Source organism: Kosakonia sp. N21 (assembly GCF_050587465.1).
GTDB lineage: Bacteria > Pseudomonadota > Gammaproteobacteria > Enterobacterales > Enterobacteriaceae.
In genome coordinates this window covers 551793-566495 of the sequence record NZ_JBOBHR010000001.1, presented here as the reverse complement: position 1 = coordinate 566495, position 14703 = coordinate 551793, and the positions used below count along the sequence as shown (strand labels likewise).

Annotated in this window: 11 protein-coding genes and 1 pseudogene; 6 read left to right on the top strand and 6 right to left on the bottom strand. The window is 50.8% G+C overall.

The features are described 5' to 3' along the window. Positions 1 to 16 precede the first annotated feature (16 nt). Positions 17 to 772 (bottom strand): DeoR/GlpR family DNA-binding transcription regulator, encoded by a 756-nt coding sequence (locus tag ACQ3G7_RS02530; protein WP_430888714.1) that lies wholly within the window; start codon positions 770 to 772, stop codon positions 17 to 19. Positions 773 to 855: 83 nt separating this feature from the next. On the opposite strand from ACQ3G7_RS02530, the gene ACQ3G7_RS02525 reads away from it, so the two are divergent. Next, entirely contained in the window at positions 856 to 1440 is a 585-nt protein-coding gene (locus ACQ3G7_RS02525; RefSeq protein ID WP_430888713.1) for an NUDIX hydrolase, read from the top strand. A 66-nt stretch (positions 1441 to 1506) separates the two neighbouring features. Here ACQ3G7_RS02525 and asmA read toward each other — a convergent pair whose 3' ends face one another. The 3 genes from asmA to udk form a co-directional block, all read right to left on the bottom strand. Then, positions 1507 to 3360 carry an outer membrane assembly protein AsmA gene (gene asmA, locus ACQ3G7_RS02520; protein ID WP_430888712.1) on the bottom strand — a complete coding sequence of 618 codons (1854 nt, stop codon included), beginning with the start codon at positions 3358 to 3360 and terminating at the stop codon, positions 1507 to 1509. A 25-nt stretch (positions 3361 to 3385) separates the two neighbouring features. Beyond that, positions 3386 to 3967 carry a dCTP deaminase gene (gene dcd / locus ACQ3G7_RS02515; protein WP_061494054.1) on the bottom strand — a complete coding sequence of 194 codons (582 nt, stop codon included), beginning with the start codon at positions 3965 to 3967 and terminating at the stop codon, positions 3386 to 3388. 85 nt (positions 3968 to 4052) lie between these two features. After that, positions 4053 to 4694, bottom strand: coding sequence for a uridine kinase (gene udk, locus ACQ3G7_RS02510; RefSeq protein ID WP_061494053.1), 642 nt, complete (start codon positions 4692 to 4694; stop codon positions 4053 to 4055). A gap of 355 nt (positions 4695 to 5049) precedes the next feature. Here udk and ACQ3G7_RS02505 point away from each other — a divergent pair, with 355 nt between their 5' ends. After that, positions 5050 to 8379, top strand: coding sequence for a diguanylate cyclase (locus ACQ3G7_RS02505; protein WP_430888711.1), 3330 nt, complete (start codon positions 5050 to 5052; stop codon positions 8377 to 8379). Positions 8380 to 8480: 101 nt separating this feature from the next. On the opposite strand, the gene alkA is transcribed toward ACQ3G7_RS02505, so the two are convergent. Both alkA and ACQ3G7_RS02495 read right to left on the bottom strand, forming a co-directional pair. Beyond that, complete coding sequence (alkA, locus tag ACQ3G7_RS02500; protein WP_430888710.1) at positions 8481 to 9329, bottom strand: DNA-3-methyladenine glycosylase 2; 849 nt, start codon at positions 9327 to 9329, stop codon at positions 8481 to 8483. A gap of 282 nt (positions 9330 to 9611) precedes the next feature. Continuing rightward, the gene (locus ACQ3G7_RS02495) at positions 9612 to 10604 is read right to left on the bottom strand and encodes a hypothetical protein (protein WP_430888709.1); all 993 of its coding nucleotides are present in this window, start codon (positions 10602 to 10604) and stop codon (positions 9612 to 9614) included. Between the two features lie 267 nt (positions 10605 to 10871). Here ACQ3G7_RS02495 and ACQ3G7_RS02490 point away from each other — a divergent pair. From ACQ3G7_RS02490 to yegD, 4 genes and pseudogenes are all read left to right on the top strand, one after another. Next, positions 10872 to 11458 (top strand): annotated as a pseudogene (locus ACQ3G7_RS02490) (integrase core domain-containing protein); the annotation flags it as partial. A gap of 201 nt (positions 11459 to 11659) precedes the next feature. After that, positions 11660 to 12418 (top strand): RipA family octameric membrane protein, encoded by a 759-nt coding sequence (locus tag ACQ3G7_RS02485; protein ID WP_430888708.1) that lies wholly within the window; start codon positions 11660 to 11662, stop codon positions 12416 to 12418. Between the two features lies 1 nt (position 12419). Continuing rightward, entirely contained in the window at positions 12420 to 13076 is a 657-nt protein-coding gene (locus tag ACQ3G7_RS02480; RefSeq protein WP_430888707.1) for a hypothetical protein, read from the top strand. A gap of 246 nt (positions 13077 to 13322) precedes the next feature. Further along, positions 13323 to 14675, top strand: coding sequence for a molecular chaperone (gene yegD, locus ACQ3G7_RS02475; protein ID WP_430888706.1), 1353 nt, complete (start codon positions 13323 to 13325; stop codon positions 14673 to 14675). The last annotated feature ends 28 nt before the right edge of the window (positions 14676 to 14703 follow it).

Sequence of the window (14703 nt, the reverse complement as noted above, 5' to 3'; positions counted from 1 at the left end):
GTTTACCCGGCAAACGTCAGGCTTTCACAATGGCAATGCCCCGCTGAGCAAATGGCGCCAGACTGCGTTCGTCAGTCTGCGCGTCAACGACCAGCGTATTGACCAGCGAAATATCGCCAATCACCCACGGTGATGCGGTGTGCAGTTTTTCCGGCGATGCCAGTACAATCGTTTCCGCCGCACGATCCGCCATGGCCCGCTTGATGCGCGACTCTTCAAAATCGCCGGTACTCAACCCGGCGTCCACATGCACGCCCGTGACGCCCATAAAAAAGAGATCGGCGCGCACTCTGGCAATCCCTTCAAACGCCGCCGCCCCCACATTCACGATAGAGTGCTTGTACAACTGACCGCCAATCATGATCACCGTAATCAACGGGTGTTGTGCCAGTCCCACCGCGATACCCGGACTGTGCGTGACGACCGTCAGTTTCAGGTCCGGCGGGAAGAAGGTGATCAGCTCAGCGGTTGTCGTGCCGCCGTCAATCATCACCACCTGCCCTGGCGAGACCAGCTGCGCGCCTTTTTGCGCAATCCGCCGTTTGGCGTCAGATTGCAGACTCTGCCGCTCAGCAAAGGTGACAACCGCGGCTGAAGCGGGCAAAGCCCCACCGTGTACTCGCTGAAGCAGCCCCTCCGCCGCCAGTTCACGCAAATCACGCCGGATCGTATCCTCCGACACGCTAAACGCTTCGCTGAGGTTTCGGGACAACACCTGCCCCTCTTCGGCGAGACGGGTCAGAATCAATTGCTTACGTTGCGAGGTGAGCATGGTGAACTCCATTTGCACGAAATTACTTGATGATGCACGAAAGTGCACGTTATGCTGGCGATTCTACGACCTGAGGAGCAACCATGCAATCTGAACATGCACAAATACGCATTATCTCGTCAACACCGCTTTCCGAAAACTGGGGAAAACTCACCAAATACACCTTCAATTTCCGCCGACGCGACGGTGAATGGCAACGTCAGTCCCGCGAAGTCTACGACCGCGGCAACGGCGCGGTGATCCTGCTGTATAACCGCGCCAAACGCAGCGTGGTTCTGACACGGCAATTTCGTTTACCGCTGTTTGTCAGCCAGCATCACGGCTTTCTGCTGGAAGCTGCCGCCGGACTGCTGGATGCACTCGATCCTGAGGAGCGTATTAAGCACGAGGCTGAAGAGGAAACCGGCTACCGCATTGACCAGGTGCAAAAAGTGTTTGAAGCCTGGATGAGCCCGGGCTCGGTGACGGAGAGACTGCACTTCTTCATCGCCGAGTATGACGACAGTCGACGTATCAGCGAGGGCGGCGGGCTGATTGACGAAGGGGAAGATATTGAAGTGGTGGAGATGGATTTTGCCACGGCGCTGGCGGGGATCCGCAGCGGCGACATTGCCGATGGCAAAACCATTATGCTGTTACAACACCTGGCGCTGGAAGGGATCCTGTAAGACTGATGCTATAGCTGCCGGTTGGCGTTGCGTTTATCCGGCCAGGGAACCTGGCCGGAGATGCACCTACATTTTGTCGAGCAGTTTTTTCACATCTTTGCCGCTCTGGCGATCTTTATTACGGTCAGCCCAGTCATTCAGCCGACGTTTCGCTTCATCCTGCAAATGCTTACGCAGCAACTGATCGACCTGCAAACTGTAGTGAAGCGACTGCCACTGACCGTAGACAGTAAGCGGGATTGGCGTATTTTTCAGGAAATCGACCAACGCCCCGTCGCCCTGCCAGCCTTGCAGAACGCGCACGTTAAAGCGCGTATCCGTCTGCTCTTTCACCAGATCCATTTGCCCTTCGCCGGTCAGCGACAATACCGCAGAACTGCCCTGCATATTGCTGAAGGTCATTTGCCCTTCATCCAGCGCAATGTCAGTCGTGAAATCATCCAGCCGCGTGGCGGTATCATCGTTTTCCTGCGTCTGCACATCGCTGCTGCGCGCCACCGCCTGTTGGATTAACTGCTGGAAGTTCAGCCCTTCCATGCGGCTGTTTTTCAGATCGACATGCGCTTCGCCCTGCCAGTGGCGGCGGAAATTATCCGCATCAATGCGTGGACCCGAGAAATCCCCCGCCAGCGTCAGGCTGCCCGTTAGCGCAATAGGATAATTAAAGGCTTTAAGGATATTGCCGATTTCCACGTCATCCAGTCGCGGCTTGAAAACGGCCCGGGACTGCTCACCGCGCACATCCAGCGTCCCCGGCAAGGCAATGCGCCCGTTGCCCATTTTCCCTTCCAGCGTCGGGATCGTGAGCAAGCCAAGCTGGTTAGCAAATTGCCCATTGACGTCGTTAAACGTCATCCCACGCCAGCGCAGCGTCTTCGCCGTCACGCCGACCTGCGCCACAAAGCCGCGTAAGCCGTTGTACTCTGGCATATCCTGACTGTTGGCAATCACCGGTCTTGGCAACCGGTTCTGCGCCTGCTGCCCCTGTTGCTGAACATCGCTGCTGGCGGCTTCGCTGGTTTCCGGGGCCAGTAAATTATCCAGGTTCAGGGTGTCAAAATTCAAATCAAGCGCCCAGACGGGCTGAGCGGCAAAGGTCACGCTACCATTACCGGTAAAAGCGCTGTCGTTAGCGCTCAGGCTCAGGTTGCTCAGTGTGAGACGACGCTGTGCGCCCTGCCACTGCGCCTGTAAGCGCCCTTCCCCGGTAATTCCCTGCGACGGCACATCGCCGCCTTGCAGTTGCCATTTCAGGCTATCTACCACGGCATTCAGGTTGTGCGGGTAGTCCTGCGCATCGACTTTCGCACTCAGGGAAAGCGTCAAATCGCGCTGGTTGCGATTAACGCGCCCGGAGAAATCAAGAGCCGCCTGATGCTGCGCATCCTGCTCCATTTGCAGGCGAATATCGCGCACCGTTATCGGATCATCATCATCATGCTGGAACACCAGCACGCTATCCGCCACCTGCAAACCGGCAATATCCCATGACCAGCCGCGATCGTCTGCCACATCTGGCAGCGCGTTCTCTTTCGGCGCCACCGGGGCATCTTTTTGCACCGCCGCTTTGCTTTGCGGGGTCAACTGAATGATGGCTCCTTTCAGCATCACCTGTTTGACTTGCAACTGATGCGACAGCAATGGCCATAACGCCACATCAAGACGCATATTGTCGGCTTTAACCACCGCCGTTTGCGCTCCCGGGGCGGTTAAAGTCATCCGCCCGGACAGAATGCTAAGCTGCGGCCAGACGTGCCAGCGCAGCGGGCCATCAAGCTGTAACTGATAGCCGCTACGCGCCTCGACCTGGCGCACCATATACGCACGAAAATCGTTGGGATTTACCAGCAATACCAACGCCGACAGGCCGGCAACCAGCACGACCAGTAAAATCATCAGCGTGGTTAACACTCTTCTCATGGCATCCTCAGTGGGCTTACGTCACTCAGTCTTTGTCAATGCGGCTGGCGACCGCGCCTTGCTGATCGCGATACTTCGCGTCTTCGCGGCGGTTATAGGGGCGATCGGCCGGGCCCGACAGCGGCTCAAAGCTCAATGCGCCGATCAGCATGCCAGGACGCAGCGCCAGCGGCAATTTACCGGAGTTGTAAAACTCCAGCACAATACAACCCGACCAGCCAGGATCGATGCGATGCGCGGTAACGTGCACCATCAGCCCCAAACGGGCCAGCGACGAACGACCATCCAGCCAGCCGACCAAATCCGCAGGCAAGGTAACGGACTCATAGGTTACCGCCAGCGCCAGCTCGCCGGGATGCAGGTAAAACGCCTCTCCGTCGGCGAGCACGATCTCGTCGCTCATCACGCGATCAAGCGCAGCGCTGACTTCGTGTTTTGGGCCGCTTAAATCAATAAATGCCGCCGTATGGCCACTGAATGTGCGGAATTTGTTGCCAAGGCGGACATCCACCGTAGCGCCATTAATACGCTCTACCGGGGGACGCGGGGTAATAGCAAGACGGCCTTGATCCAACCAGGCTTCAATATCGCGGTCACAAAGACGCATGGCACATTCTCCTTTTGGTGCGATATCCCCCTGAAGATTCCTCAGGGGGCAGCGGTTAATACTGAGTGTTACAGCCTAACATGTATTATTCAAAAAATTGGCTGATTTTGGCTTTCAGGATATCAATGGCGATGCGGTTTTTGCCCCCGCGCGGCACGATGATATCGGCGTACTGCTTGGAAGGTTCAATAAACTGCAGGAACATCGGACGTACGGTTTTTTGATACTGCGCCATCACCGAGTCCATCGAACGCCCACGCTCATTCACGTCGCGCTTAATACGGCGCATCAGGCAGATATCCAGTGGGGTATCAACAAAGATAGAGAAGTTCATTTCACCGCGCAGGCGCGAATCGGTCAGCAGCAGGATCCCTTCCAGGATGATGACTTTTTTCGGTTCGATGAGGATCGTTTCAGCGGTGCGGGTATGTTCTACATAGCTGTAAACGGGCAACTCAATGGCTTCGCCGCGTTTAATGGATTGTAAATGCTGGAATAACAGACTGTGATCCATCGCGCTGGGATGGTCATAGTTGGTTTTTACGCGCTCTTCCATCGACAAATGGCTTTGATCTTTGTAGTAACTGTCTTCCGGAATAACGCCAATATGTTCATCACCAACCTGTTCGCGCAGTTCGCGATAAAGCGTACTGGCAATGAGACTTTTACCTGAAGCGGATGCGCCGGCGATGCCGATAATGACGCACTGATGGGACTTATCAGTCATAAATTTAGCGACCTGATTAACCTGGATGTAAAGGAAGGACGACGCCAAAGCGTCAAACGCGGCAATTATAGGGATTTCGTGGTCGCGATACCAGTCGAATACGCGCAGGAGGGATGGCGCTCGCAAAGTGGTTTATTTTTGCTTTTCCCGCTGACTATTCGCAAATTAAAACGCTCACAAATGAAGCGTGACGCGCCTTTTTTCTACGGACTAAGTAATTAATAACACTATGATGTCAAATTATGAGCGCCCGCCATAGGAATTGTAAATTGTTTGTACTAGCATAATCCGAAATTCAAATTTATACGTCCGGACTCCGTTCCCGACGGCACAGGGTTTGCGGACTAAGCGGTAAATGAAGAAACACTACCAGCGCGTTTTGGTTACCACTCCATATCCTGGACTGCGACTCATCAGTTTAGGGCTGCTTTCTTTTATCTTTACCCTGTTCTCGCTGGAGCTGATTCGTTTTGGCACCGCCATCGCCCCGCTGTGGTTACCCACCGCTATTATGACCGTGGCGTTTTATCGTCACGCCGGGCGAATGTGGCCCGGTATCGCGCTCGCCTGTACGCTGGGCAATGTCGCTGCGACAATTTTTCTGTTTTCCCCCGACTTTGTCGATCTCCGCTATACCGCCATCAACATTGTGGAAGCAGTGATCGGCGCGATACTGCTGCGTAAACTGCTGCCCTGGTATAACCCATTACAGAATCTCAACGACTGGGTGCGTCTGGCTATTGGCAGCGCGCTCATTCCCCCGCTGATCGGCGGTCTGCTGGCCTGCATCGTGGTGCCGGGCGACAATCTCCTGCGCACCTTCCTGGTATGGGTACTGTCGGAGTCGATTGGCGCGCTGGCGCTGGTGCCGCTGGGCCTGCTGTTTAAAGCGCACTATTTATTGCGCCACCGTAAACCGCAACTGCTGCTGGAGACCCTCGCCACCCTGGTGGTGACGCTGGCGCTAAGCTGGCTGGCGCTGCATTATCTGCCCTGGCCCTTCACCGCAGTGATCGTCCTGTTGATGTGGAGCGCAGTGCGCCTGCCGCGCGTAGAAGCGTTTTTGGTCTTCCTCTGCACCGTGATGATGGTTTCGCTGATCATCGCCCTGAACCCCGTTCTCATTAAGGGTGCAGGCAATGGGGTAATGATGAATGCGCCCTGGTTACCGTTCCTGATGATCTTACTGCCCGTGAACGTCATGACCATGGTGATGTATGCCTTCCGCGCTGAACGCAAGCATATCACCGAGAGCGAAGAGCGTTTTCGCAACGCCATGGAGTACGCCACCATCGGTATGGCGCTGGTGGGGACCGATGGGCAATGGCTACAGGCGAACAAAGCGCTGTGCCAATTCCTCGGCTACAGCCAGGACGAGCTGCGCTTAATGAACTTTCAACAGCTCACCTGGCCGGAAGATCTCAATGCCGACCTTGAACAGCTTGGACAACTGGCGCGCGGTGAAATCTCCAGCTACTCCATGGAGAAGCGCTATTACACCCGCAATGGCGATTTAGTCTGGGCGCTGCTTGCCGTTTCTGTGGTACGGCACGCTGACGGTACGCCGCTCTACTATATCGTCCAGATTGAAGACATTAACGATCTCAAACAGACCGAATGGGTCAACAAACGCCTGATGGAACGTATTACCCTGGCGAATGAAGCGGGGGGAATCGGCATCTGGGAGTGGGAACTGGAGCCGGACATCATCAGTTGGGATAAGCGGATGTTCGAAATGTATGAAGTCCCTTCGCACATCAAACCCACCTGGCAACTCTGGTATGAGCGCATCCTGCCGGAAGACCGGGCGGAAACCGAGCGCGTTATCCGTGATTCGCTGGTCGCACGTATCGCCTTTAAGCTGGAGTTTCGTATCAGCGTAAAAGGCGGCATACGCCATATCCGCACCCTGGCGAACCGCGTTCTGGGTAAAAGCGGCGACGTTGAACGCCTGCTTGGCGTCAATATGGATATGACCGAGGTCAAGCAGCTTAACGATGCGCTGTTTCAGGAGAAAGAGCGCCTGCATATCACGCTCGATTCCATCGGCGAAGCGGTGCTCTGTACCGATGTGGAGATGAACGTCACCTTTATGAACCCGGTGGCAGAGAAAATGAGCGGCTGGTCGCAGGAACAGGCGATGGGGCAGCCGCTGCTGACCGTTCTGCGCATCACCTTTGGCAGCAACGGCCCGGTGATGGAGAATATTCACAGCGGCGATATGTCACGTTCGGATATCGAGCAGGATGTGGTACTGCATTGTCGAACAGGTGGTAACTTCGATATTCATTACAGCATTACGCCACTGAGCACGCTGGACGGGCAAAATATCGGCTCGGTGCTGGTTATTCAGGACGTGACCGAATCACGTAAGATGCTGCGTCAGCTCAGCTACAGCGCATCACACGACGCCCTCACCCATCTGGCGAACCGGGTCAGTTTCGAAAACCACCTGAAACGCCTGCTGGTGACCGTGCAGGAGTTCCGCCAGCGTCACGCGCTGGTCTTTATCGATCTCGATCGTTTTAAAGCGGTCAACGACAGTGCCGGGCACGCGGCCGGTGACGCGCTGCTGCGCGAGATTTCATCGCTGATGCTCAGCATGTTGCGTTCCACCGATATTCTTGCCCGCCTTGGCGGTGATGAGTTTGGTCTGCTGCTTCCTGACGCGAACATTGAGAGCGCACGGTATATTGCCGGGCGCATTGTTGAATCCATCAACGAGTATCGCTTTGTATGGGAAGGGCGCGAGCACCGTATTGGCGCCAGTTCCGGCATCACCCTCATTGACGACACCAATCATCAACTGACTGATGTGATGTCGCAGGCGGATATCGCCCTTTATGCGTCGAAGAATAACGGTCGCGGCATGGTGACGGTGTACGAGCCGCAGCAAGGCATGCAGCCCCATGAACGCAGCATGATGTCGCTGGATGAGCAGTGGCGGATGATCAAAGACAACCATCTGCTGCTGATTGCCCGCGGCGTGGCGTCTCCGCGCGTGCCGGAATCCTGTAACTTCTGGCTTATCTCCCTGCGTTTATGGACCAGTGAGGGCGATGTCATGGAAGAACACGCCTTCCGCTCCGGCTTAAATGAGCCTGAGTTGATCCGCGCCCTCGATCGCCGGGTCTTTCACGAATTTTTCCGTAATCATGCGACCGCCGTTGCCGGTAAAGGTCTTGGTATCGCCCTGCCCCTTTCCGTCGCCGGGTTGAGCAGTACCCCGCTGGTGGACGAATTACTCGATTTGCTGGCGCGCGGGCCGATGCCAGGACGCCTGTTGCATCTGGTGATCCATGCCGATGTGTTAATGCGTGAAGGTGCAACCATCGTGGATAATCTGAAACGTCTGCGCCATGCAGGCTGCCGGATTATCCTCAGCCATGTTGGTCATGACCTGGAAGTCTTTAACTACCTCACGCCGCACATGGCCGACTACCTGCTGCTGGAGCCGGAACTGGTGACCAATGTCCACGGTAATCTGATGGATGAAATGATGGTGACCATTATTCAGGGGCATGCCCAGCGTCTTGGCCTGAAGAGCATTGCCGGCCCGACCAGCCAGCCGCTGATGATGGACACCTTGTCCGGCATCGGTATTGATATGATTTACGGCGATATTATCTCGCAGGCGCAGCCGTTGGATTTGCTGCTGAATACCAGTTATTTCGCGATAAATTAATGCGCTGAACGACGCAATCTTATCGTCTCGCCGGGGAAAATAAGGGGTCTTGCCTCAGGCCGTTTGAGCATGACCGGAGGCAAAATGGCCAGAAAACAGCCTTACTCTTTCAACGGTTCCCAGCCCTCTGTATACCAGATATGCAGCAACGCATACGACCGCCACGGCTGCCAGCGTTCGGCATAACGGCGGGTTTGTGCAGGCGTCATCCCGGCAAACCGTTGCTTGATCAGGTAATCGTCCGGCAGAAAAATGTCCGTCGCCTGCCAGCCGCGCAGAGCAAAATAGCTGGCGGTCCAGCGCCCGATGCCGGGAAACGTTTGCAGCATCTTCACCCCTTGTTCCACATCTTCTGGCGGGGTCAGCGGCAACAGCCCCTCGCAGGCGGACTGAGCGAGAAAAATTAACGCCTGCGCACGCTTCAGTGGCATACCCAGCGCTTTCAGATCCTGCGGATCGGCGTTTGCCAGTTGCTGCGCCGTCGGGAAACAGATGAAGCCCGGCGCGTCCGCCAGCGGGTCGCCGTAACGTTGCGCGACTTTTGCCGTCAGCCTCGCCGCCATCGCTACGCTAACCAGTTGCCCCAGAATCGCCCGTACGCCTTGTTCAAAGGGATCCATACATCCCGGCAAGCGCAAACCAGGGCGCGCCTCGCCCAGTTCCCCCAGTGCAGCGCCGATTGCCTGCGGATCGCACTGCAAATCAAACAAACAGGCCAGCCGTTGCAAACAGTGTTCCGCCACCGGCTGCAATCCATCGCTTAGCGTAACCGTTAAGGTCGCCGTCGCATCATCCGGTTCGGCGGTGATCACACCGCGATGCCCGGCACAGGCGTAGGACCGCACGTAGCGCCCATCACAAATCTCCTCGACGCCCGCCACCGCACGCGCCCCTAAAAATCCCAACATCCACGCCCAGTCATAAGGCGGCTGCCAGCGCAATTTATACATAGTGACTCCTGACGATTGACGCTAACAGCATAAACAACTCAGGCAATCTCCGCCTTGCTTTCATATTCCGGTTGTCGCCCGCCGCGCATTCGGCTAAAGTCGCCCCCCTTCTTCACTGGCATGGGGATAAAAACGTGTTTGCAGGTGACAACAGGTTTACGAAAATATCCACGCAGTGAATCCTATATTTTGATGTAATATGCTAATTATTTACTGATTCTCGAAACAAAAATGCCTGCATATTGATCTATGCAGGCGTTTACTAGAAATAGAGTTATAACATTAGACTAAAGCATTATTTTTATATTTAATAACCTGTTGATTAGTTCTTACCGGGTAGTTATTAAAACTTTTGCTAACTCTACCCTCAACCCTTTTAATCCTGAGATTAACATATGCGTCAGAGTTAACTTTAGAACCTATTATTCCAAAAATAGATTTAACAGTTAAAAACTTATCTTCATAATTATCACAAACAAACAGCAACAAATCTAAATTTTTTGGATCAATGAATTTCTTAGTCTCATTACTAAGTTTATCGTATAGTTTTGCATAGTTTTTCTTTTCACGTAATTCATAAGCATAATGTTTTAGTTTAGGTGTCGGCAATTCAGAAACATCAGTCTTTTTGAACTGTTCAAAAGTTTCAATTAGATATTTAACACGTGTAATCAAGCTAATAACTTCACGAGTCGAACTAACCGACTTTAGAGTTGGCAATGCGTGAACATGCCAGGTAGGTTTTTGACCTTCATTCTTTTCAGGGTAAAGAACATCAATATTCACCGCCCAATTATTCGTACGTTGTGCAGATTCAATAAATCGCAAAACACAATCCGGCATAGTTTTCTCGACAACATCAACTATTTTTCTAATAGCGATTAAGTTAGCTCTTAAATCCGAAAGTTCATTTGATACTATATCCGCATTATTTTTATACCTTTGTAGCTCGTTAACATACTCCCTGCGGGTTAATTCAGTTCGGATACGCTTAGTTTCCAAACTGAACCGTGAATCAGCCATAAAATAGGTTTGAGCACAATGTCCACCAATCAGAGCTTCGACACCATCAACTGTAACACCTAACCAACCAGTCATATGATTCTTATGACAGAATCCTTTTTTTGTTTTTACCTGACAACAAACATTCTCATCGAGTTCATAATAGCCAACTAACTCTTTGAAATTTTCAGGACTTATCTCTTGTTTAGGGGAGAATGATTTTCGTTTTGCTATCTCGAAAAATTTGGAAAAGAACTCATTTTTATCAGACATCAACTTCTCCTATGATGAAGAAACTGGTTAGATGAACAGCACTGAGTAAACATACACCCCTACACTCAATGAATCAATAGTTACAATGATTAATTAATGATCATCACACAATATATGGTAGGCAATCTAAAAAAATAACACACAATGCATGTCTACTGGCTTCCAATACCTTTCTGACGAAAATGAGGGAGGATCAACTAGTGATTGCCCCTATCAAGGGATAATCAATCATGTGGATAAATACTCCGAAGCCACTTATCACCATCTAAAATTTACTGTCTGCTGAAGGAATTTTCGCCGCAAAGGTAAACAGCGTCTGCCTGTGCGTAATCCAGTACCGTTGGCTACGCCTGAAGCATTAAACCAGAGCTGGTCCGTTGATTTCATGCACAACTCTCTGATTTGCGGTCGTCTTTTTCTTACGTTCAATGTCGTTGATGATTTTAATCGTGAGGCGGTGTCGATTGAAATAGACCTGAATCTGCCAGCCCAGCGAGTACGACAGGATCGCAGCCAACCGGGGGATATCCCGTCATGCTTCGCATGGATAATGGCCCGGAATTTATCTCTCTGATGCTTGCTGAATGGGCAGAGAAACATGCCGTAAAACTGGGATTATCAGGCCAAGCAAACCAACGCAGAATGCTTTTATAGAACGCTTTAACCGAACATATCGAACAGAAATACTCGATTTTTATCTGTTCAGAACACAGAATGAAGTACGGTGAGTAACGAAAAAATGCTTGCCGGAATATAACTGCGAACGTCCACATGAATCACTGAACAATCTGACACCGCAGGAATACCGACTACAACATTATCTGGCCGGGATCTCAAAAAATGCATGGAACTAAAACGGGTCTATTTACAAAATGTTCTCAATCAACTGAGCATGTTACAACAGCGAAATAATGGGATTTGTTCGGATGCTATCAGGTTCACACCGCACCCACTCCTTCAACAAACCTCCCCATTGTAGGGAGCGTGAAAATAGTGTTTACTTGAATATGTTTATACCAGTAAAGTATTCAAATGATTTTTATTAGGGTATACCAATGTACATATCAAAAAATGTTGATTACTTTGAGAAATTATTGAATAAACGCAGATCATATTTTAATTGTTTAAAAGTTGATAACGAGGACTTAAAAAAAATAGCTATTGCTTTCGATAAAGCACATGATATTAGAAAGTTTGAAATTAATCTATATTGGCAGCGTTCTACGTTTATCCTGGGATTTTTGTCTATACTTGCAATTACTTTAGCATATTGCTTTTCTACCTACCTAGACAAAGACTCTTCTGAAAACACCAAATTCATTTTGTTACTTACCGCAACTGCCATTTCTATGTTGGGCTTCATTATGAGTATGATATGGAAAAGAATAATTAGAGCGAGTAAGTACTGGCAGAATAATTGGGAGTATCATATAAATGTTTTAGAGCCTTATGTTTCAGGGAATTTGCACAAAATTCATTTTTACATGAAAAAAGGTCATAATCGCTATTCTATACATGACTCTATATTATCAATAGCAAATAGAATAGCAGTTTTATGGTTTCTAGTATTTTTAGCTGGCTCATTCTTGATTTCAAATAACATGTTCGAATTTTATGTCATTGCCGATATTAAGAAAGAAACCATTTATTTATTTTTCTCCCCAGTATTAATTATGTACTGTATTTTCGAGTTATTGAGTCAAGTTACTCAATTAATTAAAGACATTCTTAAAAAAGATGAACTTCGCATTTCATCAAAAGATTTTAAAATTACCCTTGATAAAGTTGATTTCTCATCTCACACGGAAAGATAAAATGTTCAAAAAAAAGTGGAATGCTTGTTTATTAACGACAGTTATGGCATTGCTAATTGTTGCAATCTTGATACTTATAAAGATTCTTTTTAGGGATGTTAAGGGGTTCGAATGGGGATCTGTTAGTGATTGGTTGAGTGCTCTGGCAAACGTAACTATGGCTGTAGCAGCTGTATACGCTGCGAAGAAATGGTTTAATCAAAAAAAATACGAACTTGCACACTCCTTAGCCAGAGATTTGACGTTTACTCTTTATGAAATACAAAATCTGTTACACGCATTTCAAGCAAACGTTATTATTTTTACTGCTTCCCCAACATCTAAAACTGATATGGCAGAGATTAAATTTTACATAGATAAGATCTGTGCATTAATATCTAAAAAAGAAAAAATACTTTTTGATTTAAAAAGATTAAAATGGAACTTAAAATATGAGTTTACTGATATAAATTACTTACCTCCGAGTATCGATTTTGAAACTTACTATTGCCAAGCGGAAGTCTCATATTCTATGTATGAATATGCGAACACTTCAGGTGAAGAGTTAGAATATGACATTCATCAAATCACCCCTCTAATAATACAATATGATGATACCATTACTAAATTTCTTCATGTCGTAATCCCCTATGAAGATTATTTTGATATAAGCAAGTGAATATTTCCAAAATTTCAAAAGTACTCAAACCAAAAGCGGCGAGAGTACTTTATAGAAATGAGGTTTTAACTGTTGGCTTGAAACTTTCTAAGTACTCAGCGTATGAGCAAGAACAGTACAGTAGCGTAGATAAGTACCATACGATTAAAGCAATGAACCTTACGGGATCAGCATCAGCTTCATATGACTTCATATAAAACCTGTTATCATGGTGTGATTAATTCATCTGCGTAAAGTATATATTACATGTTTGTAGGTTTTGACTACGGTACCGCGAACTGCTCGGTAGCCGTGATGCGCGATGGCGCACCGCAATTATTGACCATGGAAAATAACAGCTCGCTGTTGCCGTCCATGTTGTGCGCACCCACGCGCGAAGCCGTTAGCGAATGGCTGTACCGCCATCATCAGGTTCCGGCAACGGGAAGCGAAACCCAGGCGCTGCTGCGTCGGGCGGTGAGCTTTAACCGCGAGGAAGATATTGAGGTCGCCGCCAACAGCGTGCAGTTCGGTCTGGCGTCACTACGCCAGTACGTGAGCGATCCGCAAGAGGTGTACTTTGTTAAATCACCGAAATCGTTCCTCGGCGCCAGCGGTCTGAAGCCGCAGCAGATTGCCCTGTTCGAAGATCTGGTCTGCGCCATGATGCTGCATATTCGCCAGCAGGCGGAGTCACAGCTACCGCAGGCGATTGATCAGGCGGTGATCGGTCGCCCGATTAACTTCCAGGGGCTGGGGGGCGATGAAGCAAACGCACAAGCGCAGGGGATCCTTGAACGTGCGGCAAAACGCGCCGGTTTCCGGGATGTGGTGTTTCAGTACGAGCCGGTTGCCGCAGGGCTGGATTTTGAAGCGACGCTGAGCACGGAAAAACGCGTGCTGGTAGTAGATATCGGCGGCGGCACCACCGACTGCTCGCTGCTGTTGATGGGACCGCAATGGCGCGAGAAGCAAGAGCGCGCCGCCAGCCTGCTCGGTCACAGCGGTTGCCGCGTCGGCGGTAACGATCTCGACATCGCGCTGGCATTTAAAAACCTGATGCCATTACTCGGCATGGGCGGGCAAACAGAGAAAGGCATCGCGCTGCCGATCCTCCCCTGGTGGAACGCCGTCGCCATCAACGATGTCCCGGCGCAAACCGAGTTCTACAGCGCAGCCAATGGTCGTTTGCTTAACGATCTGCTGCGTGATGCCCTCGATGCCGACAAAGTCGCCTTACTGCTGAAAGTCTGGCGTCAGCGTCTGAGCTATCGCCTGGTACGCAGCGCGGAGGAGAGCAAAATCGCCCTCTCCGAACAGCCGCAAACCCTCGCGCAGTTGCCGTTTATCAGCGACAACCTGGCCGCGGCAATCAGCCAGCAGGGGCTGGAAGCGGCGCTCAGCCAGCCGTTACAGCGTATTCTGGAGCAGGTGCAACTGGCGCTGGAGAGCGGTCAGGAGACACCGGAGGTGATTTATCTCACCGGCGGTAGCGCCCGTTCGCCAATTATCAAAAAAGCGCTGGCGGAAACCCTGCCGGGTATCCCGATCGCCGGGGGCGACGACTTCGGTTCCGTTACCGCCGGTCTCGCACGTTGGGCGCAGGTATTGTTCCGTTAATCTTCTGCCGGGTGTCCCTCACCCGGCA

Bases quoted from the DNA above. Each gene is read 5' to 3' on its own strand.
- ACQ3G7_RS02505 (WP_430888711.1), top strand. From the start codon at position 5,050: ATGAAGAAACACTACCAGCGCGTTTTGGTTACCACTCCATATCCTGGA.
- ACQ3G7_RS02480 (WP_430888707.1), top strand. From the start codon at position 12,420: ATGTTCAAAAAAAAGTGGAATGCTTGTTTATTAACGACAGTTATGGCA.
- ACQ3G7_RS02495 (WP_430888709.1), bottom strand. From the start codon at position 10,604: ATGTCTGATAAAAATGAGTTCTTTTCCAAATTTTTCGAGATAGCAAAA.
- ACQ3G7_RS02530 (WP_430888714.1), bottom strand. From the start codon at position 772: ATGCTCACCTCGCAACGTAAGCAATTGATTCTGACCCGTCTCGCCGAA.
- asmA (WP_430888712.1), bottom strand. From the start codon at position 3,360: ATGAGAAGAGTGTTAACCACGCTGATGATTTTACTGGTCGTGCTGGTT.
- ACQ3G7_RS02525 (WP_430888713.1), top strand. From the start codon at position 856: ATGCAATCTGAACATGCACAAATACGCATTATCTCGTCAACACCGCTT.
- dcd (WP_061494054.1), bottom strand. From the start codon at position 3,967: ATGCGTCTTTGTGACCGCGATATTGAAGCCTGGTTGGATCAAGGCCGT.
- udk (WP_061494053.1), bottom strand. From the start codon at position 4,694: ATGACTGATAAGTCCCATCAGTGCGTCATTATCGGCATCGCCGGCGCA.
- yegD (WP_430888706.1), top strand. From the start codon at position 13,323: ATGTTTGTAGGTTTTGACTACGGTACCGCGAACTGCTCGGTAGCCGTG.
- ACQ3G7_RS02485 (WP_430888708.1), top strand. From the start codon at position 11,660: ATGTACATATCAAAAAATGTTGATTACTTTGAGAAATTATTGAATAAA.
- alkA (WP_430888710.1), bottom strand. From the start codon at position 9,329: ATGTATAAATTGCGCTGGCAGCCGCCTTATGACTGGGCGTGGATGTTG.